This is a genomic window from Thermoactinospora rubra (assembly GCF_002093975.1).
GTDB lineage: Bacteria > Actinomycetota > Actinomycetes > Streptosporangiales > Streptosporangiaceae > Nonomuraea > Nonomuraea rubra_A.
The window spans coordinates 222,309-244,444 of record NZ_MSZZ01000005.1 but is presented as its reverse complement, the minus strand read 5'-3'; the positions used below and the strand labels follow the sequence as shown (position 1 = coordinate 244,444).

Annotated in this window: 24 protein-coding genes and 1 tRNA gene; 12 read left to right on the top strand and 13 right to left on the bottom strand. The window is 71.7% G+C overall.

What is annotated here, in order from left to right; genetic code table 11:
* Positions 1-116 precede the first annotated feature (116 nt).
* From BSB02_RS18090 to BSB02_RS18085, 3 genes are all read left to right on the top strand, one after another.
* On the top strand, positions 117-1,838 hold the full coding sequence (locus tag BSB02_RS18090) for an alpha/beta hydrolase (protein WP_084960155.1): 1,722 nt from the start codon (positions 117-119) through the stop codon (positions 1,836-1,838).
* 7 nt (positions 1,839-1,845) lie between these two features.
* Positions 1,846-2,319 (top strand): hypothetical protein, encoded by a 474-nt coding sequence (locus BSB02_RS39720; protein ID WP_143590831.1) that lies wholly within the window; start codon positions 1,846-1,848, stop codon positions 2,317-2,319.
* A 347-nt stretch (positions 2,320-2,666) separates the two neighbouring features.
* Positions 2,667-3,572, top strand: a complete 906-nt coding sequence (locus BSB02_RS18085) for an NAD(P)-dependent oxidoreductase (RefSeq protein ID WP_084960154.1) — start codon at positions 2,667-2,669, stop codon at positions 3,570-3,572.
* A 156-nt stretch (positions 3,573-3,728) separates the two neighbouring features.
* Here the strand turns inward: BSB02_RS18085 and BSB02_RS40640 are convergent, their stop codons facing one another.
* Positions 3,729-3,902: a hypothetical protein gene (locus tag BSB02_RS40640; RefSeq protein WP_158088667.1), complete on the bottom strand. Its 174-nt coding sequence runs from the start codon at positions 3,900-3,902 to the stop codon at positions 3,729-3,731.
* Here BSB02_RS40640 and BSB02_RS18080 point away from each other — a divergent pair.
* Both BSB02_RS18080 and BSB02_RS18075 read left to right on the top strand, forming a co-directional pair.
* Complete coding sequence (locus BSB02_RS18080; protein ID WP_084960153.1) at positions 3,880-4,263, top strand: hypothetical protein; 384 nt, start codon at positions 3,880-3,882, stop codon at positions 4,261-4,263. The two genes, BSB02_RS40640 and BSB02_RS18080, sit on opposite strands and share 23 nt — an antisense overlap.
* A gap of 118 nt (positions 4,264-4,381) precedes the next feature.
* Positions 4,382-5,509, top strand: coding sequence for a TolB-like translocation protein (locus BSB02_RS18075; RefSeq protein WP_084960152.1), 1,128 nt, complete (start codon positions 4,382-4,384; stop codon positions 5,507-5,509).
* A gap of 82 nt (positions 5,510-5,591) precedes the next feature.
* Here BSB02_RS18075 and BSB02_RS18070 read toward each other — a convergent pair.
* The 3 genes from BSB02_RS18070 to BSB02_RS18060 all read right to left on the bottom strand — a co-directional run bounded on the left by BSB02_RS18070 (position 5,592) and on the right by BSB02_RS18060 (position 7,299).
* A tRNA-Lys gene (locus BSB02_RS18070) sits at positions 5,592-5,665 on the bottom strand.
* A 45-nt stretch (positions 5,666-5,710) separates the two neighbouring features.
* Entirely contained in the window at positions 5,711-6,634 is a 924-nt protein-coding gene (locus BSB02_RS18065) for a nucleoside hydrolase (protein ID WP_084960151.1), read from the bottom strand.
* A gap of 272 nt (positions 6,635-6,906) precedes the next feature.
* Positions 6,907-7,299: an OsmC family protein gene (locus tag BSB02_RS18060; protein WP_084960150.1), complete on the bottom strand. Its 393-nt coding sequence runs from the start codon at positions 7,297-7,299 to the stop codon at positions 6,907-6,909.
* Positions 7,300-7,464: 165 nt separating this feature from the next.
* On the opposite strand from BSB02_RS18060, the gene BSB02_RS18055 reads away from it, so the two are divergent.
* Complete coding sequence (locus BSB02_RS18055) at positions 7,465-8,124, top strand: FAD:protein FMN transferase (protein WP_158088666.1); 660 nt, start codon at positions 7,465-7,467, stop codon at positions 8,122-8,124.
* On the opposite strand, the gene BSB02_RS18050 is transcribed toward BSB02_RS18055, so the two are convergent.
* On the bottom strand, positions 8,121-8,396 hold the full coding sequence (locus BSB02_RS18050) for a hypothetical protein (protein ID WP_084960148.1): 276 nt from the start codon (positions 8,394-8,396) through the stop codon (positions 8,121-8,123). The two genes, BSB02_RS18055 and BSB02_RS18050, sit on opposite strands and share 4 nt — an antisense overlap.
* A gap of 133 nt (positions 8,397-8,529) precedes the next feature.
* On the opposite strand from BSB02_RS18050, the gene BSB02_RS18045 reads away from it, so the two are divergent.
* Positions 8,530-8,904, top strand: coding sequence for a phage holin family protein (locus BSB02_RS18045; protein WP_143590829.1), 375 nt, complete (start codon positions 8,530-8,532; stop codon positions 8,902-8,904).
* Positions 8,905-8,940: 36 nt separating this feature from the next.
* Positions 8,941-10,314: an aromatic amino acid lyase gene (locus BSB02_RS18040; RefSeq protein ID WP_084960146.1), complete on the top strand. Its 1,374-nt coding sequence runs from the start codon at positions 8,941-8,943 to the stop codon at positions 10,312-10,314.
* 33 nt (positions 10,315-10,347) lie between these two features.
* On the opposite strand, the gene BSB02_RS18035 is transcribed toward BSB02_RS18040, so the two are convergent.
* Positions 10,348-11,304 (bottom strand): LacI family DNA-binding transcriptional regulator, encoded by a 957-nt coding sequence (locus BSB02_RS18035; RefSeq protein ID WP_240506488.1) that lies wholly within the window; start codon positions 11,302-11,304, stop codon positions 10,348-10,350.
* A gap of 179 nt (positions 11,305-11,483) precedes the next feature.
* On the opposite strand from BSB02_RS18035, the gene BSB02_RS18030 reads away from it, so the two are divergent.
* Both BSB02_RS18030 and BSB02_RS18025 read left to right on the top strand, forming a co-directional pair.
* Positions 11,484-12,353: an amidohydrolase family protein gene (locus BSB02_RS18030; RefSeq protein WP_084960144.1), complete on the top strand. Its 870-nt coding sequence runs from the start codon at positions 11,484-11,486 to the stop codon at positions 12,351-12,353.
* Positions 12,337-12,834, top strand: a complete 498-nt coding sequence (locus tag BSB02_RS18025; protein WP_084960143.1) for a cysteine dioxygenase — start codon at positions 12,337-12,339, stop codon at positions 12,832-12,834. The genes BSB02_RS18030 and BSB02_RS18025 overlap by 17 nt, the downstream gene beginning before the upstream one ends.
* On the opposite strand, the gene BSB02_RS18020 is transcribed toward BSB02_RS18025, so the two are convergent.
* From BSB02_RS18020 to BSB02_RS18010, 3 genes are all read right to left on the bottom strand, one after another.
* Positions 12,809-13,843, bottom strand: coding sequence for a glycerophosphodiester phosphodiesterase (locus BSB02_RS18020; RefSeq protein ID WP_240506487.1), 1,035 nt, complete (start codon positions 13,841-13,843; stop codon positions 12,809-12,811). The two genes, BSB02_RS18025 and BSB02_RS18020, sit on opposite strands and share 26 nt — an antisense overlap.
* A 61-nt stretch (positions 13,844-13,904) precedes the next feature.
* Positions 13,905-14,546, bottom strand: a complete 642-nt coding sequence (locus BSB02_RS18015) for a (2Fe-2S)-binding protein (protein ID WP_084960141.1) — start codon at positions 14,544-14,546, stop codon at positions 13,905-13,907.
* A gap of 41 nt (positions 14,547-14,587) precedes the next feature.
* Complete coding sequence (locus BSB02_RS18010; protein WP_084960140.1) at positions 14,588-15,757, bottom strand: CynX/NimT family MFS transporter; 1,170 nt, start codon at positions 15,755-15,757, stop codon at positions 14,588-14,590.
* Positions 15,758-15,839: 82 nt separating this feature from the next.
* Here BSB02_RS18010 and BSB02_RS18005 point away from each other — a divergent pair, with 82 nt between their 5' ends.
* Positions 15,840-16,814: a LacI family DNA-binding transcriptional regulator gene (locus BSB02_RS18005; protein ID WP_420855865.1), complete on the top strand. Its 975-nt coding sequence runs from the start codon at positions 15,840-15,842 to the stop codon at positions 16,812-16,814.
* On the opposite strand, the gene BSB02_RS18000 is transcribed toward BSB02_RS18005, so the two are convergent.
* On the bottom strand, positions 16,792-17,982 hold the full coding sequence (locus BSB02_RS18000) for an MFS transporter (protein WP_084960138.1): 1,191 nt from the start codon (positions 17,980-17,982) through the stop codon (positions 16,792-16,794). The genes BSB02_RS18005 and BSB02_RS18000 overlap by 23 nt on opposite strands.
* A 58-nt stretch (positions 17,983-18,040) precedes the next feature.
* On the opposite strand from BSB02_RS18000, the gene BSB02_RS17995 reads away from it, so the two are divergent.
* Positions 18,041-19,039 carry a DUF5937 family protein gene (locus BSB02_RS17995; RefSeq protein WP_084960137.1) on the top strand — a complete coding sequence of 333 codons (999 nt, stop codon included), beginning with the start codon at positions 18,041-18,043 and terminating at the stop codon, positions 19,037-19,039.
* Here BSB02_RS17995 and BSB02_RS17990 read toward each other — a convergent pair.
* From BSB02_RS17990 to BSB02_RS17980, 3 genes are all read right to left on the bottom strand, one after another.
* Entirely contained in the window at positions 19,014-19,883 is an 870-nt protein-coding gene (locus tag BSB02_RS17990) for a carbohydrate ABC transporter permease (protein WP_084960136.1), read from the bottom strand. The genes BSB02_RS17995 and BSB02_RS17990 overlap by 26 nt on opposite strands.
* A complete protein-coding gene (locus BSB02_RS17985) occupies positions 19,880-20,764 on the bottom strand; it encodes a carbohydrate ABC transporter permease (RefSeq protein WP_206184757.1) in 885 nt (294 codons plus the stop codon). Before BSB02_RS17985 ends, BSB02_RS17990 begins: the two co-directional genes overlap by 4 nt.
* Positions 20,765-20,825: 61 nt before the next feature.
* Positions 20,826-22,112 carry an ABC transporter substrate-binding protein gene (locus BSB02_RS17980; protein ID WP_084960134.1) on the bottom strand — a complete coding sequence of 429 codons (1,287 nt, stop codon included), beginning with the start codon at positions 22,110-22,112 and terminating at the stop codon, positions 20,826-20,828.
* Positions 22,113-22,136 lie beyond the last annotated feature (24 nt).

The following is a 22,136-nucleotide window of genomic DNA, read 5'->3' as shown; positions in this document are numbered from 1 at the left end:
CGCCGGGACGGACGGTTTCTGGTGCTTCTGGTGCGGGACAGACGGCCTGCGGCACGGGGCAGACGGCTTGTGCCGCCGGACAGACGGCTTGGGCGGCGCGGGCGGCCTTCGACCGGGTGGCGGCCCTCTGCTCGGAGCACCATGCCGCCCTGGACCCCGCGGTACGGCTCATGCAGGCGCATGCCTGGGTCGGCGGCGGCGCCCCGGCGTTCCTGACCGACCTCACCCGCCAACGCTCCGCCCTTCAGACGGCCCTCTCCAGCGCCCTGCACTCGCTCGCGGAGCTGGTGGTACGGCACGGCGGCCCCGCTCCGGCCGTTCCGTCCCTGCACAGCTCCCTGACCGTGGCGAGCGCCGCGCCGGGCGGTTTCCAGGGCATCGACCCGGCCGCCATGACCGCCCTCGTCTCGGCGCTCGACCATGCCGGCCACGCGCTCGCGCCCGTCGGCGCCCGGATCGCCGCCGAGCTGTCGGGACAGGGCCTGTCCGGCGTGCCCGGCCGTACGATCGGCCAGGTCGCGGAGTGGGCCACCGCCCAGACCGGCGACCTGCGACGCCGCCTCACCCGCATCCGCCAGACCGTCCCCTGGGACTCGCTGCCCGCCGGCGTCGCCGCGTTCGACCTCTTTTCCGCCCACTGTGGTGATCAGGGCGGCGCGGGGGCGCTGCTCGGCCGCATCACCGCCGGAGATGCGGGGGCGGTGCGCGAACTGCTCGCCGTACAGGAACGCGGCCAGGACCCGGGGCTGGCGGCCCGGGTGAACGGATGGTGGCACGCGCTCGCCCCCGAGCTCCGGGAACGCCTGCTGGACCTGGCGGGGTTCGGCCTGCTGAACGGCCTGCCGGCGACGGTCCGCGACGCGGCCAACCGCCGCTGGCTGGCCGCCGAGAAGGCGCGTCTCACCCGCGAGCTCGGCGCCGCCACGGCCGAACTGCTGCGCCTGGACGACCCTCTCCTGCTGGGCCACTGGGAGCGTGTCGCCAACCAACTGCGCCGCGTCGAGCTCATCGAGCGCTCCCTGCGCCCCGTCCCCGGCCATCCGCCGCTCTTGCTGCTGGCCTTCGACCTGAACGGCCTCGGCCGCCTGATCGTCTCCTGGGGCGACCCCGACACCGCAGACATCACGGTCACCTCAGTCTCGGGACTCACCTCGGGCCTGGACGCCGCCGCAGGCGACCTGGAACGCTCCCGAGCACTGTGGCAGCAGTCCACCGCGTTCAGCGGCGACCGCACCGTCGCCTCCATCACCTGGCTGGGCTACAGCGCACCGCAATTGGACCCGGGGATTCTGGATCCGGCCAAGTCGGTCGCGTTCTCGCACGCCGCCGCCACGGGCGGCGCGGGCCTGGCCGCTTTCACCGACGGCTTGCGAGCCTCCCACGTGCCCTCCGGTACGGCCCGCGCCGTCGTCATCGGCCACAGCTACGGCTCCTTGACCACCGGCCACGCCGCCGTCCTCCGCCCGGGCCGGCTCGCCGACACCCTCATCTTCCTCGGCAGCCCGGGAGTCGGCGTGGATCACGTGTCGCAGTTGGGGATCAGTCCCAAGCATGTGTGGGTAGGAGAGGCAGGCGGAGACCCGGTGGCTGCTCTGGGCCGTTTCGGAACCGATCCGGGACGCGACGCCTTCGGCGCCCAACGCTTCCCTGTCGGCAGGGAGTTCTGGACCGCCGCCCACAGCAGCTACTGGAACCAGGATTCCCCGTCGCTACGCAACATGGGACGGATTATCAATGGTCAATACGACAGGCTCATTCAGCCTAAATCATACCTAGATCAACCACAGCTCCTAATGCCGGAATTCTCCTCCAACTCCACATTTAAGCAGGATAGGTGAAACCGTCATGCCCTACACCTTTTTTGTCACTTTCATCCTTCTGTTGTCAGGATGCACGATAAACGAGAGCACAATCACCCAATCCGAAGCTATTGCACGTGTTGACCAGCTCATTCATGAAACCGCCAATACACTCACACCCAAACCGCGACTAGAATTGATTCCGTCGTCCACCACACCTGGCAGTTGTTTGGATTCAGGAAAGCCTCAGGGACAGGTAGTAATCAATCGGAAGTACTGGCTGCGCGGCATCCCCAAGGACGAGACCATGAGCATCGCACATCAGGTTCGGGCCTACTGGAAGAAGCAAGGCCATCGCATTGTCGGCTCCGGAGGTCCCAAGAATCCGGATCTAAGCGGAGAGTCCCATCCTGACGGGTTCATCCTTGCCCTTTCCTGGACGGAAGGTGACAACCTCTATCTCGCCGCCACTTCACCATGCGTTTGGCCAGACGAAACACCATCGTCCAAAAGCAGCTGATGGAGCACTACAAGATCTTCGCCCCGAAGAGATCATGAAGATCTAGGCTCAACTAGAAGTTAGGTGGCCGATAACCGACCCCTCTGACCATCGGACAGTTCCCGCCGCAGCAAGCGACTCTTCCCGCAACTGGCTGGGCACTCCTTCGGGCATGCGGATCGGAGCAAGTGATGTCTTCCACGTCAACGCCCATTGCCAGCTCTAGCTGGCTGCGCGTTGCGGCATGAACCGTTGACTCCCGTATGGAATGACCGCCACGCCGTCCAGCCGCACATCCGTTCAAGACCTACGCCCTCACCTGCCGCTACAACCGACATATCGCCACAGGGAGCGGCCGGAGGTGGATCATGGATGTAGGTTTCCTCGGCCTTGGGCTCATGGGTCAGCCCATGGCGCTCAACCTCGCCAAGGCGGGCACCCCGCTCGTCGTCTGGAACCGCTCCCCCGGCAGGTGCGACGCCGTGGCGGCGGCCGGTGCCAAGGTGGCGGCCGGTCCGGCCGAGGTGTTCGCCCAGGCCCGTGTGGTGATCCTGATGCTGGCGGACGAGGCGGCGATGGACGACGTGCTGGAGCGCGGGACGCCCGGGTTCGCGGCGAAGGTCGCGGGGCACGTCGTGGTCCACATGGGGACGACCGCACCCGGCTACTCGGCGGCCCTGGAGAAAGACGTCCGGGCCGCCGGTGGCGCCTACGTTGAGGCGCCCGTCTCGGGGTCGCGCGGTCCGGCCGAGGCGGGGCAACTGGTCGCGATGCTCGCCGGGGAGCCGGCGGCCGTGGAGGAGGTACGGCCCCTGCTCCGGCCGATGTGCCACGAGACGGTCGTGTGCGGCGCCGTACCCTCGGCCCTGCTGATGAAGCTCGCGGTCAACCTCTTCCTGATCACCATGGTCGGCGGTCTGGCCGAGGCCGTGCACTTCGCCGCCCGGCACGGCCTCGATCTGGGCACGTTGCTGCACGTGCTCGACTCGGGGCCGATGGCCAGCGCCGTCTCGCGGACGAAGGCCGGCAAGCTGGTCGCGCGCGACTTCAGCCCGCAGGCCGCGATCGCCGACGTGCTGAAGAACAACCGGCTGATCGCCGAGGCGGCACGCGCTTCCCGTACGGCTTCGCCCCTGCTCGACGTCTGTCTCGCCCTGTTCGGCGAAACCCTCTCGCTGGGGTACGGCGATGCCGACATGGCGGCCGTCGTCCACGCCATCGAGGCCAGGACCCGTCACCTGGCGGAGACCGCCACCGATTCGCCGCATTCGTAGACAGGCATGGCCGCCGTTCGTCCTCGCGGTGCGCAGGCGCCGACGACGGCGGATCCGGAGATCGCCGATCTGCGGCCGGAGCGGCTGTGGACCCGGCATGTGCCCGCTTCAGCGGACGGCCTGCCGGGCAGCGGTGACCCGATTCCCCATGCGCCGTCAGTGCGCCGACCAATGACGGCGCAGATGGGGGACGAACTCGGCGGCGCGCTCGTCGGGAAAGAACAGCCTGGTGCCGTCGAGTTCGACGACCTCGGTGACGCCCGGGATGGTGTCGCGCAGCCAGTACGCCCACCGCGACTCGAAGAACGTGGAGGCCGAGACCGCCGGCAAGACCCTCCAGGCCACCCAGGGGCAGGCCGATCCGGCCGCCGCCCTGCGCGCGGGCGCGCTCGTCTGGATCCGCCTCGCCAGCGACCCGGTCGTCCAGCGGATCCTGCTCATCGACGCGCCGTCGGTGATCGGCTGGGAGCGCTGGCGCGAGATGGAGCAACGCTATGCCCTCGGCATGCTGCGGGCGGCTCTGGAGGCGACGCGGGCGTTCGGCCCCGAGCTCGTCGACGTCTTCGCGCACGCGCTGCTGGCGTCGCTCAACGAGGTGGCCCTGCTCGTCGCGCGATCGGACGACCCCGGCACGGCCACCCGCACCGCCGAGACCGTGGTGGACGAACTCCTGCGCCGCCTCCTGCGCTGACTCCCTCGCCGACGCAGCTGACTCCAGCGTCGACCTATCACGGCTCCGCAACGCGCGAACTTCCCCCGATTCCGCACCCTCTAAGGATGTACGACAACCACGTCGAAACGGGGGAAAGATGAGCCTCAGCCTGCAATTACGGACCACCGCGGCGATCGCCCTGGCAGTGGCCGGCTGTGCCGTACCCGCGTCGGCCGCCGGAGCGGTGGCGCCGCGCCGTCCGCCCGCGTTACCGGACACCGGCGCGGGTACGGCCGCCTTCGCCTACCTGTGCGCCAACCCCAAGGACCCCGACCGGCTCCCGTCGGGACCGTGCGACACGTGGCGGCTGGTGACCGCCGACGAACAGATCTTCTCCGTGCCCGACGCGCTGGCCTGGGAGAAGAGCAAGAACCCCGATGAGGTGGGAGAGGCGGGCGCCTTCGCGATCAGCCCGGACGGCACGCGCGTCGCCTACCACCGGGCCGGCGACGACCGCATCGTGGTCCGCGACCTGACGTCCGGAGAGGTCTGGACGATCTCCTACCGGGTGCCGCGCGGCTCGGTCGGCTCGCCGTTCTCGCTGAGGTTCGTGCGGGACGGCAGCCAGCTGGCGATCACCCCCGCCGACGCCGAGGTTCCCGCCGTCATTCTCGCCCAGGTCGAGGCTGGTACGGCACGGCGCATGCCGAAGGGCTGGACGGTCCTGGACGCCGATCCCCAGACGGGGCGCACGACCCTGCTCCGGCCGCCCGGGCTGGACGGCCGCGGGACGTTCCGCACGGTGGAAGGCGGCCGCAGCACGACCGCCAAGATTCCCGAGAAGGCCGGCAAGCACCTCATCTGGGGCGCCTTCGCCGCGCGGGACGGGAGGGCCGCCAACCTGGTGCCCAAGGACCCGCCCGCCTGCGGCCCGGACATGACCCCCATGTGGCTGGCCGTGTTCTCCACCCGGACGGGGAAGATGGCCAAGGTCAAGCCACGGCTGCCGGCCGACGTCTACCGGGCCGACGTGATCGACTGGCTGAGCCCCGAGGAGATCGTCGCGGCGGCGGGGCGGGAGCGCCCCGGCAAGGGGCCGGACATGCCCGTCGGCTCCTACGTGTACGCCATGAACGTCTCCACCGGCGCGTCCCGGCTGCTCGCCAAGCTGTCCACCGGCGAGCGGATCTATGAGGACCGCCTGGTCGTGGGCGGCTACGCCGCGGTCCAGCATCAGGTGGCGGGCGGCGCGGTGGCCAAGCCAGGGAAACGCGGCTGCGACTGACGGCGGCGGCCGAGGACGCCGCGGCACCCGCCACACCAAGAAACCCCAGGCCGAAGAGCATCGGCCTGGGGTTTCCGCGATGTGCGCCGCCAGGGACTCGAACCCCGGACCCGCTGATTAAGAGTCAGCTGCTCTGACCAACTGAGCTAGCGGCGCTCGCGACGCCTGTAACTGTACCAGCCCCCGAGCACCACACGCACATCACCCGAGCCGGCTCCCCAGCCGCGAGTACGCCCCCAGCACGATCTCCCAGAACCGGCGGACGTCCATCGACGTGGCCACCTCCGCGTTGGGCCGCGGGGCGCGGAAGTCCGTCACCGTCATCCCCGCCGTGTACCGGCCGAACGTCTCCACCTCCACCCGGGCGGGCTCCCACGTCAGCAACGACGGCTCCAGCACGGAGGCGACCGCGCAGGTGTCGTGGAGGGCCGGGCCGCCCTCGGCCGCCACCGCCCCGTAGTACTCGCAGCAGGGCACCAGCAGGTCCGACAGGCGGCCGAGCACGCGCATGCGGTCCAGCACCTGCGGCGTCACCCGGGCCGTCAGGGTCACGTCCAGCCCGACCATCCGCACGGTCCACCCGGCCGTGAACACGATCGCCGCGGCCTCCGGGTCGGTGAGGATGTTGAACTCCGCCGCCGGGTTGTGGTTGCCCCGCGTGGAGGAGCCGCCCATGATGACCAGCTGCCGGGCCCACTCCACGATGCGGGGCTCCAGCCGTACGGCGAGCGCGACGTTGGTCAGCGGCCCGACGGCCACCAGCACGATCTCGCCGGGACGCTCGCGCAGCGTGGAGACGATGAACTCCGCCGCGTGCCCCTCGGTCGCCGCGCGGAGCGGCGCGGGCAGGACGGCGTCGCCGAGCCCCGAGGCGCCGTGTACCCGGACGGCGTGGATCCGGTCGCGGAGCAGGGGGCGGCCGCAGCCCGGCACGACGGGCACGTCGCCGAGGTCCAGGAACTCCCGCAGCGCCAGGGCGTTGGCGGTCGTCTGCGCGAGGCCGACGTTGCCCGCGACGGTGGTGATGCCGGCGAGCTCCAGCTCCGGGGACGCGGCGGCCAGCGCGATGGCGAGCGCGTCGTCGATGCCCGGGTCGCAGTCGATCAGTACGGGGGTGCGTGTCACGGTTCACAAGGTATGCGTCACGTACGGCAGGCGGGACAAGCAGAGGCCGGGTGGCCTCCCCCAAGAACCACCCGGCCTCCTCTTACGGCGGTCCAGGCCGGCTCCTTCCCCCAAAAGAGCCGGCGGTCCCGCTCCTGCAGACGGCGGTCCCCCTCCGCGTCCGCATCGGCAAAAGCCTGCAAGTCAGTCGCAGCACCCTTGACCTGCTTCGACACTACAGACGCGAAGGCAACGGACCCGTCATAACGCGGTCGATTATGTCCCCAAAGTCCCTAGGGAAGCTCCAAGCGCACCTCAGTGCCCTCCTGGAGCGTGCGGCTGACCGTGCAGTGCTTCTCGTGCACGCGCGCCGCGACCGACCGGTAGACCTCGTCGGCGGCTTCGGAGGGCAGCTCCACGTCGTAGGTGACGGTCACCGGCCCGAGGAGGTTCTTCTCGGCCTTGTCCGCCTGGACCGTCGTCGCCAGCCGTACCAGCCGGTGCCCGCGCTGGGCGGTCAGCGGCTCGACGGTGACGATGTTGCACCCGCCGACCGCCGCCAGCAGCAGCTCGACGGGGGTGAACACGCCGTCCTGGTCGCCGCCGCCGATGAGGACCTCGGCGCCGCGGTCGTTGGTGGCGCGGAAGCCACCGTCGTCGGTTCGTTCGACACGCACTTTAGCCATGCTCCACCCAACCATCCGGCAGGCCCGCCTCTTCCACCGCCGTCCCACGGCGACGCCGTGCGGAGCGGGATAGAGGAGCGGGATATACAAGAGGCTGCCGAGTAAAACCCTTAGCCGGAGCTTACGGATGTTATGGAAGCGTTACCTCGACTTTGGAGGTGCTGTATGACGTTTCCCGGAGCCGCCCGGTTGGACCTGGCCATCGGTGTCCCGGTCATGGTGGACATCCGCACCGCGCTGCCCGAGCGGGAGCTGGCGCCCATGCTCGAGGACGCCTTCTCCTGGCTGCGCTGGGTGGGCGACACGCTGGCGCACGAGTTCGAGCGCTTCCACGGCGGCCAGACGATCGAGCAGGTTCCCGAGGTCATCGAGGTGCTCCACCGCTGCGACGAGCTGTACGAGGCCACCGGCGGGTGGTTCGACAAGGCCGACCACACCGCCTACCTGCGCGGCTGGGCGATCGAACGGCTCTCGCGCGCGCTGAGCACCGCGGGCGCGGTCGACCACCGCATCGACGCCGGGGGCGACGTGCGCGTCAGGGGCTGCGCCTCCCCCGGCCGTCCCTGGCGCATCGGTGTGCGCGACCCGCACGAGGACGTCGTCCGCAAGGTCCTCATCGCCCGTGACCTGGCCGCCGCCAGCGTGGGCGAGATCACGGTGTCCGGCCCCGACCTGGGCGTGGCCGCCGCGTACGCCGCCGCCATGCACCGCATGGGCCCGGCCCGCGCCAGGCGCTTCGCCCGCCGCCTGCCGTACCAGACGCTGATCCTCACCCGGGACGGCGCGAGGGTGCACGGCGGGGTGGAGCCGAGCCTGGCCGGCTAGGCGTCGGGGTGCTTGGCGAGGTAGGCGATGTAGACGGGCTTGAGCGCCTCGCCAAGCTCGCCTTCGCCCGCGGCCATCGCGTCGCTGAGGAGGGCGGAGACCCGGCTCAGGTCCGCGGCGCTCTCGCGGCTGTGCCCGCTGGCGGCCTCGGCCGCGGGTATCACCTTGAGCAGCTCCCACAGGAACCCCAGGTCCCCGTGGCGTACGGCGTAGCGGACCGCACGGTCGTGCAGCTCGCTGGCCGGCAGCGATTCCAGAGCCTCGACGTCCATCTCGCTCCTCCCTCCTCCCGCCGGTCTTCCCGGTGCCGGGCGCGACTAACGACCCGGCCGGGTGATCGTCGGCCGTGCCCGCGACGGAGAGCCTCTATCGAAGAGGCGATCAGAGATGCGAGGATCAGGCAGCGTGACAATCATTCTCAAGGTCCTGGCGGCCGCCGTGGCGTTCTGGGTCGCGACCCAGCTCGTGCCCGGCGTCGAGGTCCAGGGGAACCCCTCGAACCCCACGTACTGGGGCACGCTCGTGGTGGTCGCGCTGATCTTCGGCGTGATCAACGCCGTGGTCAAGCCCATCGTGAAGACCCTCGGCTGCGCGTTCATCGTGCTCACCCTCGGCCTGTTCCTGATCGTCATCAACGCCGCCATGCTGCTGCTGACCAGCTGGATCTCCGGGCAGCTGGACGTGCCGTTCCACGTGGACAACTTCTGGCCCGCCGCCGTGCTCGGCTCGATCGTCATCAGCGTGGTCACCTGGCTGCTCGGGCTGATCATCCCCGACTGACCGTGACGATGTAGATGAGCGGTAGATGAGCGGTAGATGAGCGCCCCAGTGGAGCTCACCGGCGCGGGCCTGACCTGCGCGCAGGTCCACCGGATCGGGTACGGCGGAGCCGGGGTCGTCCTCGGCTCCGCCGACCGGGCGCGGCGCGCCTGGGAGAGCGCGCGGGCGCTGGCCGGGCCGGTCTACGGGCGGACGACCGGCGTCGGGGCGAACAAGGACGTCACCCTCGCCGAGGGCGGGTGGGACGTACTGCGCAGCCACGCGGGCGGGGCGGGGCCGCCGGTGCCGGAGGAGCGTGCCCGCGCCATGCTGGCGGTCCGGATCAACCAGCTGCTCGTGGGCGGGTCGGGCGTGGATCCTGGGGTGCTGCCCGTGCTGGCGGAGGCCGTGAACGGCGGCTTCACCCCGCCCGTGCGCCGCTACGGCGCCATCGGCACCGGCGACCTGACCGCCCTGGCGACCACCGCGCTGTGCCTGCTGGGCGAGGTCGCCTGGCGCGGGCCGTCCCCCGCCGGGTCGTCCTCCGTCGGACCATCCCGCGCCCAATCGTCCCCCGCCGGGCCGCGTTTCGCGCTCGCCTCTGGCGACGCCCTGCCGTTCATCAGCTCCGGGGCGGCGACGCTGGCGGACGCCGCGATCGCCTGCCACGAGCTGTCGACGCTGCTCGGCGCGGCGGCGGGAGTGGCCGCCCGGTCGTTCGCGGCCGTGGGAGCCTCGGCGGAGCCGCTGGCGCGGGCCGTCCAGCAGGCGCGGCCGCATCCCGGGCAGGCGAGGGCGGCCGCTGAGCTGCGCGATCTGGTGGCCGGAGGGCGCGCAAGAGTGCAGGATCCGTACGGCTACCGCGCGTTCCCCCAGGTGCACGGCACGGCCCTGGAAACCGCCGAGCGGGCGCGGCAGGCGGTCGAGACGGACATGAACGCGGCGACGGAGAACCCGCTTATCGCCGAGTCCTCGGCCTGGCACAACGGGAACTTCCACGGCGCCCCGGTGGCGGTGGCGCTCGACTCGCTCCGGGCGGCCGTCGTGGGGGTCGCGCAGCTCAGCACGGCTCGGCTGGCGACGTTGATGGAGCCGGCCTACACGGGCAAGCCGCCGTTCCTGGCGGACCGGGCGGGCGGGTCGGGGGCGATGATCCTGGAGTACGTCGCCCAGGACGCCCTGGCGGAGCTGCGGCACCTGGCGGGCCCGGTGTCCACGGGCACCGCGGTGATCTCACGGGGGGTGGAGGACCACGCCTCGTTCGCCACGCAGGCCGCCCGGCTGGCGTTGCGGTGCGCCGAGCCGCTGGAGGTGGTGCTCGCGTGCGAGGCGGTCGCGGCGCGGCGGGCGCTGGGAGAGGCGGGACCGGACCGGCCGCTCGACGGCGATCTGGCGCGGGCCCGTGCCGCCCTGCGCTCGGCGGAGCCGTAGGGCGCCCCGGGCTCCGGTGACCGAGAAAGCCGGTCAGAGGCTCCGGACGGAGCCGCGGGAAACCAGCGTCGGCTGCTGGACCACGCGGCGGCGGCGCGTGGCGCCGTCGGCCGCCGCCACGACCAGCCGCACCGAAGCCCGGATGATCCCCTCGATGTCCCAGTCCACGGTCGTCAGCCCCGGCGTGAGCAGCGCCGACACGGGATGGTTGTCGTACCCCAGCACCGACACGTCGTCGGGGATGCGCAGCTCCAGAGCCGAGGCCGCCGCGTAAACGCCGTAGGCGATCGAGTCGGCGAAGCAGAAGACGGCCGTCGCCGAGCCGGACGACAGGACCTTCCGCGCGACGCGAGTGGCGCCCTCCAGGTCCTGCGGGGCGGTGACCACCTCGACCGTCTGCCCGAGCCGCTCGGCCTCGGCCAGCACGTGCACCTCGGCGGGCCGGTCGGGCGTGCTCGCCATCGTGGGGGTGAGCAGGACGACGCGGCGGTGGCCGAGCGCGAGCAGGTGTTCGAGCGCCAGGGTGACGCCGCGCCGGTTGTCGAAGACGACCTCGCCCGCGGTGCCCGGCAGCGAGTCGCCGATCGCCACCACCGGCACCGACTCGCACAGCCGGCTCCAGAACGGCGCCGCCGGGTCGATCGGCTGGACGATCATCGCGTCGACGCGCTGGTCGCGAAGCTGCTGCGCGAGCGTGTGCTGCCGGTCGGGATCTCCGGCCGCGTCCAGGATGAGCGCGTAGCGGTCCTGCTCGCGCAGCCCGCGCCCGATGCCGACCGCCAGCGCCTGCTGCCACAGGTCCTCCAGCGAGCCCGACAGCAGCCCGATGGTGCCGGTCTTGCCGCTGGCGAGGGCCCTGGCGATGGGGTCGGCCTCGTAGCCGAGCTCGGCAGCTGCGGCTCGGACCCGCTCCATGGTCTCCTCGGAGACCTGCAGGCCGCGCAGCGCATAGGAAACGGCGGCGGGTGAGAGCCCCGTCGCCTGTGCCACCTCACGGATCGTCGCTCGTTTCCGCGGCATCCCGTCAGCGTAACGCCCGTTGACACGACATGGGGTGAAGCGGTTCACTGAAACGCATCACTGAATCGCTTCACAAGAACCCGGTCCCAGGTTGTCGCAGGCTGGCGAATTACCTGTAATATCAGTCGGAAATATAGGGAGGAGCGAGCGTGGACGTGCACCAGCACCTGTGGACGCCGTCGTTCGTCGACGCGCTGCGCGAGCGTGCCCGCCCGCCCCGCCTCGACGGCTGGACGCTCCTGCTCGACGGCGAGCCGCCGTACCAGGTCGACCCCGCCGACCACGACCCGGCCACCCGAGACACCGGCGACCTGGCGCTCGTCTCGCTGTCGAGCCCGCTCGGCATCGAGTCGCTCCCGCCCGAGGAGGCCTGGCCGCTCATCGACGCCTACCACGAAGGCGCCCTGAAGCTGCCGGAGGGGTTCGGCGCCTGGGCGGCCACCTGCGTCAGCGAGCCCGACCCCGACCGGCTGGCCGGGGACCTGGCGCGCGGCTTCGCGGGGCTCCAGCTTCCGGCGACGGCCGTACCCGATGACCGGCTGCTGGAGGTGCTCACCGCGCTCGACCTGCCGCTGTTCGTCCACCCCGGTCCCGCGGCCGGCCCCTCCCCCACGCCGTGGTGGCCGGCGGTCGTGCCGTACGTCCAGCAGATGCACGCCACCTGGCACTACTTCCACGCGGTCGTCCGCCCCCGCCACCCACGCCTGCGCGTGTGCTTCGCCCTGCTCGCCGGGCTGGCCCCGCTGCACTCCGAACGGCTGATCGCCCGCGGCGGCGGCACGCGCGGCCGGGTCGATCCGGACTTCTTCGTCGAGACCTCCAGCTACGGCCCGCGCGCGATCGACGCGATCGTCCGCGAGCTCGGCATCGACGTCGTGGTGAACGGCTCGGACGCGCCGTACGCCACGGCCCCCGACCCCGGCCTGGGCCCGGCGGCGGCCCACGCCATCCGCGTCGCCAACCCCCGACGCCTGCTCTACGGCACCGGAAAGGAGAACGAGCGTGAAACCGCTTCCTGAGCGCGTCCTCGACAAGCGCGAGCTGCGGGACCTGGTGGACGAGCTGGCCGCCGACCCCTCGCGCTGGGAGGAGCACGTGGCCTTCCCCGAGGAGGGCGGCGGTCGTCACTACGCCTCCCTGTACCGCGACGCCTACGTCGACATCTGGCTGCTGTGCTGGCGCCCGGAGGACGACACCGGCTGGCACGACCACGACATCTCCTCCGGCGCCGTGCGCGTGGTGCGCGGCGCGCTGCGCGAGTGCAACCCGCGCATCGGCGGCCGGCACCTGGAGACGGTCGTGACCGAGGGCCAGTCGTTCTGCTTCGGCCCCGACCACATCCACCGGCTGACCGGCGCGGTCGACCGCAGCGTCTCGATCCACGCCTACTCGCCGCCGCTGTGGCGGCTGGGGCAGTACTCCATCGACGAGGACGGGGTCATGCGCCGCGTCTCGGTCAGCTACGCCGACGAGCTCAGGCCCATCGAGAACGTTGCGTGACGATGGCTCTGCCCATGCCGGGGTCGTCGCAGAAGGCGCCGTCGACGCCGAGGTCGAGCAGCTTGGCGAGCCAGCCCATCACGTCGCCGGTGGCGCGGGCGTAGACGGGGCTCGCCGGGTCGCCGAGCCGGAAGTCGGCGGGCAGCTGGGAGTTCTCGTTGCGGATGGTCCACACGTGCACGTCGAGGCCCGCCCGGTGGGCGTCGCGCACCAGGGTGGTGGGCGACGCCAGCCTGCCGTCCGGCCCGGCGGGGACGACGCGGCGGGTGTCGACGCCGATCCCGTCGGCGTAGCGCGCCACCTCGCGCAGCCCCTCCGGCGTCACCAGGTCGTCGTAGGTGCGCGGGTCTCCGGAGACCACCCAGTCGTACGGCTTGCCGCCGAAGGTCATCAGCTGGATCAGCGGCAGCTTGGTCTTGCCCCGCAGCTCGCGCAGGTTGGCGGTCTCGAAGGACTGGATGAAGACCTTGCGCATGCCGTACCGGCCGAGGATCTCCAGCAGGGGCTCCTCCAGCGACAGGCCGATGGAGTCGAAGTAGGTCGGGTGCTTGGTCTCGGGGTAGACGCCGACGCCGTGGCGGCGGGCCAACTGGACGACCTCCTCGAAGGTGGGGATCTCGGCCAGGCCGTCGAAGGCGGCGTTGGCGGGCCGCAGGTCGGGCACCCGCTCCCTGGCGCGCAGGGTCTTCAGCTCGGCGAGCGTGAAGTCCTCGGTGAACCAGCCCGTCACCGGCCGGCCGTCGATGGTCTTGGTGGTGCGCCGGCCGGCGAACTCCGGCCGGGAGGCCACGTCGGTGGTGCCCGAGATCTCGTTCTCGTGGCGCGCGACCAGGACGTGGTCCTTGGTGGCGACCAGGTCCGGCTCGATGTAGTCGGCGCCCATCGCGATGGCGGCCTCGTAGGACAGCAGCGTGTGCTCGGGCCGCAGGGCGCTGGCCCCCCGGTGGGCGATGACGATGGGCTCGCCGTGGCGGCGCTCGGCGGCGGCGGGCTCGGGTTGGATCAGCACGAGCGCGACGGTACCAATGGCCACAAGCCTGCGCAGGATCATGGGCGCAGGCTAGGGAGGCTCAGTTACCGGAGAGCACACAGCAGGTGCTGCAGGGCTCAACATCCGGCAACGTGATCCACAGGCAGCAGGTCCTGCGCAGGTAGCCGTCGGCGGTGCGGCGGATGAGCCCGTCCACCGGCTTGCCGATCTCGCTCAGCAGCCGCATGTAGTCGCCGGGGACGTAGGTCTGCAGCGGGTGCGCGACGGCCTCGGCCGTGGAGCCCCACAGCGTGCGCTCGCCGACGCGGGCGATCCGGCTGAGCTCCTTGACCAGCGGTTCCTGCGACTCCAGCAGGGCCGGCCGGATGGCGGAGACGTCGGACCAGGTGACCGAGGTGGCGCCGATGGTGACGCCGGCCGGGGAGACCTTGAACCACGTGTCCTGAAATTTCATGATCGGCACGCGGCCGTCCAGCGCCCAGCCCACGGCCATCGGCAGCGTGTGCCAGTAGGAGTAGGTCTTCCACAGCAGGGCGGCCCCCACATGGCGGGGGGCGTTCCAGCGGGCCGCCGTCTCGTCCACGAGCCGGCCGAGCAACGGGGTGCCCAGCAGGTCGGCGACCGGGGTCCAGCTGTCGTCCGGTTCGATCACCAGGCCGGGCACCACGCCCAGGACGCCTTCGCGTTCGGCGGCGAAGCGTTCGAGCACAGCGGTCAGCACGCTTGACCCCTCCCAGAGGTAAAGCCATAGGTAAGGCTTACCTAAGAACGATAGCAGGCTCCCGCCCGCCAGGCGGCCGCCCCCTGCGCCGCGCAGAAGGCCAGCCCGGCCACCAGCGGGACGGTCCAGCCGCCCGTGGCCTCGCGGAGGGCGCCGATCACCAGCGGCCCGGTCGCCGCCAGCACGTAGCCGATCGACTGCGCCACGGCCGACAGGGCGGTCACCGAGGAGGGATCGGGCGCCCGGAGCGTGATGATGAGCAGCGCGAGCGCCAGCGAGGCCCCCTGGCCGACGCCGAGGACGACCATCCACAGCCACGGCAGCGTGGTCGGCGCGAGCAGCACGCCGAGGTAGCCCAGGGCGGTCAGGCCGGTGGCCGCCAGCACGTGCGGGGCCTGGGAGGCGCGCGTTCCGGCCAAGATGGGCGCGCCGAAGGTGCCGGCGACCTGCGCCAGCGAGGTGAGGCCGAGCAGGTAGCCGGCGTGCTCGGCAGGCAGCCCGGCCTCCTGGAAGATCGTGGGCAGCCAGGCCAGCATGACGTAGAAGGTGAGCGACTGCAGGCCCATGAAGGCGGTCACGAACCAGGTGACGCGGCTGCGCAGCAGGGCGCGGAACGGCCTGGGCCCGCCGGGCGGGGCGGCCTGCTTGCCGAACGCCTGGGGCAGCCAGAACAGCGCGGCGGCCAGGGCCGGGACCGCGACCAGCGCGCTGACGCCGCGCCAGCCGTACCCGGTGAGGTGTTCCAGCGGGATGACCAGGGCCGAGGCCGACGCCGCGCCGAGGACCAGTGCGGTGACGTAGAGGCTGGTGTACGGGCCCACCCGCGTCGGGAAGTGCTGCTTGACCACACCGGGCATGATGACGTTCATGATCGCGATGGCCGTGCCCGCGACGGCCGAGCCCAGGTAGAGGGCGGGCGGGCCGTCGAGGGTGCGGGCCACCGCGCCGAACGCCAGGAGCAGCAGCCCGGCCAGCAGCGTGCGGTCCGCGCCGACCCGGCGGGCGAGCAGCGGGGCGACCGGCCCGAACACGCCGAGGCAGACGACCATGACGGTGGTGATCGCGCCCGCCCCGGCGGGGCTGAGCCCGACGTCCACCATGATCTGGTCGAACAGCGGCGAGACGCCGGCGAGGGCGGGGCGGAGGTTGAGCGCGGCCAGCACGATCCCGGCGAGCAGGAACGCGGAGCGGAGCGCAGATCTGGGTGGCATGGCGCTGGGTGGCATCGTGATCCAGCGTAGGCGGACCGCTGACAACGTTGTCCGCCGGGCCCCGCTGGGCGATGATCCTGGCGTGAGGCCAACGATGAAGGACGTCGCGGAGGCGGCCGGGGTCGCGCTGAAGACCGTCTCCCGGGTCGTCAACGGGGAGCCCGGCGTCCGCCCGGCGACCGCGGAGCGGGTGCGCGAGGCCATCGCGCGCCTGGGCTACCGCCGCAACGAGAGCGCCAGGATGCTGCGGAGCGGCAGGACCTCCACCATCGGGCTGGTCATCGAGGACGTCGCCGACCCCTTCTACTCCGGGCTGAGCCGGGCGGTCGAGGACGCCGCGATCCGGCACGGGTGCCTGCTGCTGACCGGCTCCTCCGGCGAGGACCCCGCCCGCGAACGCGAGCTGGTGCTGGCCTTCTGCAACCGCCGCGTGGACGGCCTCATCGTGGTGCCCGCCGGGGACGACCACGCCTACCTGCGGCCCGAGCTGGAGGCCGGCGTCCCCGCGGTCTTCGTCGACCGGCCGCCGGGCCCGGGCCTGGACGCCGACACCGTGCTGTGCGACAACGCGGGCGGTGCGGCCCTGGCGGTCCGGCACCTCCTGGCGGGCGGCCACCGCCGCATCGCCTTCCTCGGCGACAGCCCGGCCATCTACACCGCGACCGAGCGGCTGCGCGGCTACCGCGAGACGCTGGGCGAGCTGTTCGACGAGCGCCTGGTGGCCATGCATCCGCCCACCCCGGAGTCGGTCCGCGCCGACCTGGAGCGGATGCTGGCCCTGGAGGACCCGCCGACGGCGCTGTTCACCGGCAACGGCCGGATCACCGTGACGGTCCTGCGCGCGATGTGCGGCAGGTGGCTGCCGCTGGTCGGGTTCGACGACTTCGAGCTGGCCGACCTGCTCTCCCCCGGCGTGACGGTGGTGGCGCAGGACCCGGTGGGCATGGGACGGATGGCGGCGGACCTGCTGTTCCGGCGGATCGCGGGCGACCGTGGCCCGGCCGAGCACGTCCGGCTGCCGGTCCGGCTGGTCGTCAGGGGGTCCGTGGCACGGTGAGGACGGCCAGGAGCATCACCGCCGCGCCGGCCGCCGCGATCGCCAGGTGCGGGCCCAGCGCCTCGCCCAGGGCTCCGACGAGCGCGGCGCCGAGCGCCTGCCCGGTCATCAGCCCGGTGAACTGCAGGCCGAACGCCTGCCCGCGCACCTCCCGCGGCACCGCCTCCAGGAAGGCCCGCTGCAGGCCGAGGGTGTAGGCCAGGCAGGCCGCCGACAGCGCCGCGCAGACGGCGGCCACCGCCAGGCCGGGCCGCACGGCGAAGACCAGCCACGGCAGGCCCATCGCCACCGCGAGGGGCCGCGAGAGCCGTTCACGCAGGCGCGGCGCGGCGAAGCGGCCCACCGCGAACTCCCCCGCCGCCATCCCGGCCGCGGCCATCCCGAGCACCAGGCCCGCCTGGCCGCCCAGGTAGGGCACCACCATCGCCTCGGCCCCGGCCAGGAACACCACCGGCGCCCACTGCGCCAGCAGCAGCCGCCTCACCCGGGCGTCGGCCAGCAGCCGCCTGTTGACCGCCAGCGTGCCGCCCGCCCCGCCCCTGGCCTTCCGGTACGGCAGGCCGAACCGCAGCACCAGCGCCGACAGCGCGCTCAGCGCCGCCGTGCAGGCCAGCGCGCCCTCCGGCCCGGCCGCGGCGATGACGGCGCCGCCCAGCGCCATGCCCGCGACCTGCCCGCCGGCCGAGGTCACGCCCAGCACCGACCGGCCGAGCACGAACAGGTCGCCCGGCAGGATCTCCGGCAGCATGGCCGACCTCGCGGCCATGAACATCGGGGTGAACAGCCCACCGGCCAGCACCAGCGCCAGCATCGCCCAGATCGGCAGCCCGGCGAAGGCGATCAGCAGGCAGGTGACCAGGCGCGTCACCTCACCGGCGATCATGAGGAGCCGCGGCGGCAGGCGGTCGGCCGGCGACAGCAGGAACAGCCCGCCGACGACGTAGGGCAGCCAGCCCGCCATGTAGGCCGCCGCGGACAGGCCCGGCGAGCCGGTCCTGGCGTACACCAGCACCGACAGCGCCAGCATCTTCATCGAGTCCCCCGCTATCAGCAGCGCGAAGCTGCCGAAGAGCACCCTGAACTCGCCGACGGCGAAGACCTCGCCGAATCTCGCGCCGCGTTCCTGAGCTCGGGATTCCTGGGTCCGGGGTTCCTGCGCCTGGGTCACCGGGCCAGCGTGGCCCCGGGCCCGCCGCCCCGGCGAATCTTTCGGATATAACCGAAAGATGTACACGCTGCTGGTGACGCCGCAGGACGTGGCCGCCAGCCGCTTCGCCGTCTCGCCGCTGGTGGAGACCATGCAGGCCCAGCTCGTGCTGGACGGCAAGCGGGCCGCCGGAGTGCACCGCGCGTGGCGGGACCGGTGGCGGGAGCCGTACCTGCGGCTCAGGCGGGCCCTGCCGGGACTGCGGCTGATGCGGCTGATCTGCGGCAACAGGGGCGCGGCGAACGTGGACTTCCTCGCGCCGCCGCCCACGGGGATCGACGTGCCGTTCGAGGCGGAGCTGGCGGCCATGCGCGCGGTCCCGCTGGAGCAGGCGCACGACGAGATCGCACGGGTCCTGGCGTCCGGGCCACGGGCCGGCGAGGCGGAGCGGCGGCTGCTGCTCGGGCCGGACATCGTCGAGCTGCTGGCCGAGGCCATGGAGGCGCTGTGGCGGGAGATCGTCTCGGCCGAGTGGCCCCGCTTCCACGCCGTCCTCCAGCGCGACATCGCGCACCGGGCCGGGCGGCTGGCCGCCTACGGCTGGGCCGCGGCGCTGGACGATCTGAGCCCGCACGTGCGCTGGGTGCCGCCGAGCCGCATCGAGGTGCACGTCACCCCCGAGGGCACGCTCCGGCTCGACGGCCGGGGGCTGCTGTTCCTGCCGACCGTCTTCCCCGGCCGCATGACCGCCTACCTGGCGGAGGCCTGGCCGTACGCGCTGGTCTACCCGGCGCGCGGGATCGCGGCGGCGCCGCCGGTGAGCCGGGACCTGGCCGGGCTCGTCGGGCGCAGCCGCGCGCGGATCCTCGCCGAGCTGGACGCCCCGGCCTCCACCACCCAGCTCGCCGCGCTGCTCGGGCAGAGCGTCGGCACGACCGGCGAGCACCTGGCCGCCCTGCGCCGGGCCGGGCTGGTGGCCGGGGCCCGCGCCGGACGGCAGGTGCTCTACAGCCGCACGCCGCTGGGCGACGCCCTGCTCAACCCTTCAGCGCTCAACCCTTCAGCGCGCCGGCCATGAGGCCGCGCATGAAGAACCGCCCGAGCACCACGTAGATCACCATCGTCGGGATCGAGGCCAGGATCGCCGCGGCCATCTGCTGGCTGTACGGCGTGGCCTGCGCCCCGGCGATGTTGTTGAGCATGACCGTCGTCGGCCAGTTCTGCGGGCTGGTGAGGAACACGGCGAAGAGGAAGTCGTTCCACAGCGACGTGAACTGCCAGATGATCACCACGGCGATGGCCGGGCCGGACACCGGCAGGACGACCGACCAGTACGTGCGCAGCATGCCCGCGCCGTCGACGCGGGAGGCCTCGATCAGCTCGGTCGGGATCGTGACGTAGTAGTTCCTGAAGATCAGCGTGCAGATCGGGATGCCGTAGACGACGTGCGCGAGCACCAGGCCGGGGATGCCGCCATAGAAGACGCCCTGGGTGCCGGCCAGCGAGTCCAGGTTCACCAGCAGCTGCACCAGCGGGATCATGACGCCCTGGTAGGGGATGAACATGCCGAACAGGAACAGCGTGAACAGCACGTCCGCGCCCGGGAAGCGCCACTTGGACAGCACGTAGCCGTTCATCGACCCCAGCGCGCACGACAGCAGCGAGCCGGGGACGGCCAGCTGGATGCTGTTCCAGATGCCCGGCCGCAGCTTCTCCCAGGCCACCCGCCAGGCCTCGGCGGTCCAGGTCTGCGGCAGGTTCCACGCCTGGGAGGGGTCGGCCTCCGACAGCGGCTTGAAGCTGGTGGCCAGCAGCACGTAGACCGGGATCAGGAAGATCATCACGAAGGCGACGAGGAAGAACAGCTTCACCCCGGCCGTGACGCGGCGCCGGCCCACGCTCCGCACCGCCACGGCGGTCATGACTGCTTCTCCTTCCGCACCGACCACACCAGGTAGGGGATCACGAACACCGCCACGGCCAGGACGATGTAGGCCGCGATGGTCGCGCCCTTGGCCGGGTCGTCGGAGTCGAAGACCGCCACCCACATGTAGACCGCGGGCACGTCCGTGATGATCTGCTTGCCGGACACCGCCACGATGAGGTCGAAGACCTTCAGCGAGATGTGCCCGAGGATGATCAGCGCCGACAGCGTCACCGGGCGGAGCATCGGCAGCACCACGTGCCGGTAGACGCCCCACTCCGTGCAGCCGTCGACGCGGGCCGCCTCACGCAGCTCCTCCGGCACGCCGCGGAAGCCTGCCAGGAAGAGCGCCATGACATATCCCGACATTTGCCAGATTGCAGGGATCGCCATGGCGGCCATCCCCCACTCGGGATCCCGGAACCACGCCCACTGGGGCAGCCCGATGGCGTCGAAGAGCCGGTTCAGCCCGACCGCCCGCTCGTCCTGGCCGGAGTTCATCAGCCAGCGCCAGACGATGCCGGTCGCGACGAAGGAGATGGCCATCGGGAACAGATAGATCGTCCGGAACGTCCCCTCGCCCTTGATGCCCTTCTCCATCAGGAACGCCAGGAACCAGCCCAGCAGCAGGGCGCCCAGCACGAAGACGACCGTGAAGACGACCGCGTGCCGGACCGACAGGTGCCACCTGGCCTCGCTCCAGATGTTGATGAAGTTCTCGAGCCCGACGAAATGCTCCTCTGGCTGGCGCGTGCTGTGCCGGTCGGTCATCGCCAGGCGGAAGTTCCAGCCGAGCATGCCGTACACGAAGACCCCGATCGCGACGATCGAGGGCGCCACCAGGAGCAGTCCGGGCAACCACGTGCGTGCCCGCCTCACTGTCCGCACACCCCTCGGGTTCTTGAGGGGGTACGGCGGGCGCCGCACCCCCTCGCCTTGGCTACTGCAGGTTGGCCTTGGCCGCGGCGTCGAGCGCCTGCTGGAGGGCGGCCACGTCCTTGGTGCCGAGGTACAGGCCGACCGCCTCGTTGATCGAGGCCAGCCACGGCTGGTTCACGGCCACGCCGTGCTGGATGGACCCGGCCAGCTTGTTGCCGCTCCAGTCCTCGAGCGCGTCGGCCAGGTAGTCGGTGTAGAGGGACTTGTCGGCGTCCTTGCGCGCGGGGATCGAGCCCTTCTTGGGGTTGAAGGCGTCCTGACCCTCCTTGCTGGCCGCGACCTTGAGCCACGCGATCGCGCCCTCGCGGTTCTTGGCGCCCTTGGGGAGGGTGAAGCTGTCCGACAGCCACAGGTAGGTGCCCTCGGTGCCGGGCGAGGGCGCCCAGTCGAAGTCGACCTTGGACTTCTTGCCCAGGCCGCCTTCCGGCGGGTTGTGGAAGTAGCCGTAGGCCCAGTCACCCATGATGTTGAAGGCCGCCTGACCGTCGGCCACCTGCTTGGCGGCGGGCTGCCAGTCGTCCTGCGGGTCCCCGGCGTACGACATGATCGTGTTGAACTTCTCCAGCGCCGTCTTCACCTCGGGACTGGCCCAGTTGGCGCCCGGCTTGAACAGCGCGTTGTAGGCGTCGGTGCCCATGGAGCCGAGCAGGACGCTCTCCAGCAGGTGGGTGACCGTCCACTCCGAGCCGATGGACAGCGGGATCTTGCCCGTCCCCTTGACCTTCTCCAGCGCGGCGATGAACTCGTCCAGCGTCTTGGGCGGGGCCGTGATCCCGGCCTCCTTCAGCACGTTGGGGTTGAACCACATGACGTTGGACCGGTGGATGTTCACCGGGACGGAGTAGATCTTGCCGTCGACGCTGATCTGCTCGACGAGCTGGCTCGGGAAGACGTCCCTGAGCTTGAGCTCGTCGTAGAGGAAGTTCAGCTCCTCCAGCTTGCCGTCCTGGATGTAGCCCTGCAGCTCGGCGCCGGCGTGGCCCTGGAAGGTGTCCGGCGGCTGGTTGCCGTCGAGCTTGGTCTTCAGCAAGGCCTTGGCCTTGTCGCCGGAGCCGCCCGCGACGGCGGCGTCGAAGAACTGGTAGTTGGGGTACTGCTTCTGGAATATCTGCACCATGGCCTTCAGGCCGTCGGCCTCGCCCGGCCCGGTCCACCAGGAGAAGACCTCGACCTGCTGTTTGCCGCCCGCGGTGCCGCCCGTGGCCTGGGTGCCGCCGGGCTCCTGACCGCCGCAGGCGGAAAGGGCCAGCAGGCCGGCCATCGCGGCGGTCGCCAACCATCGTCGCATCGCACACCGTCCTCTCGAACGCCC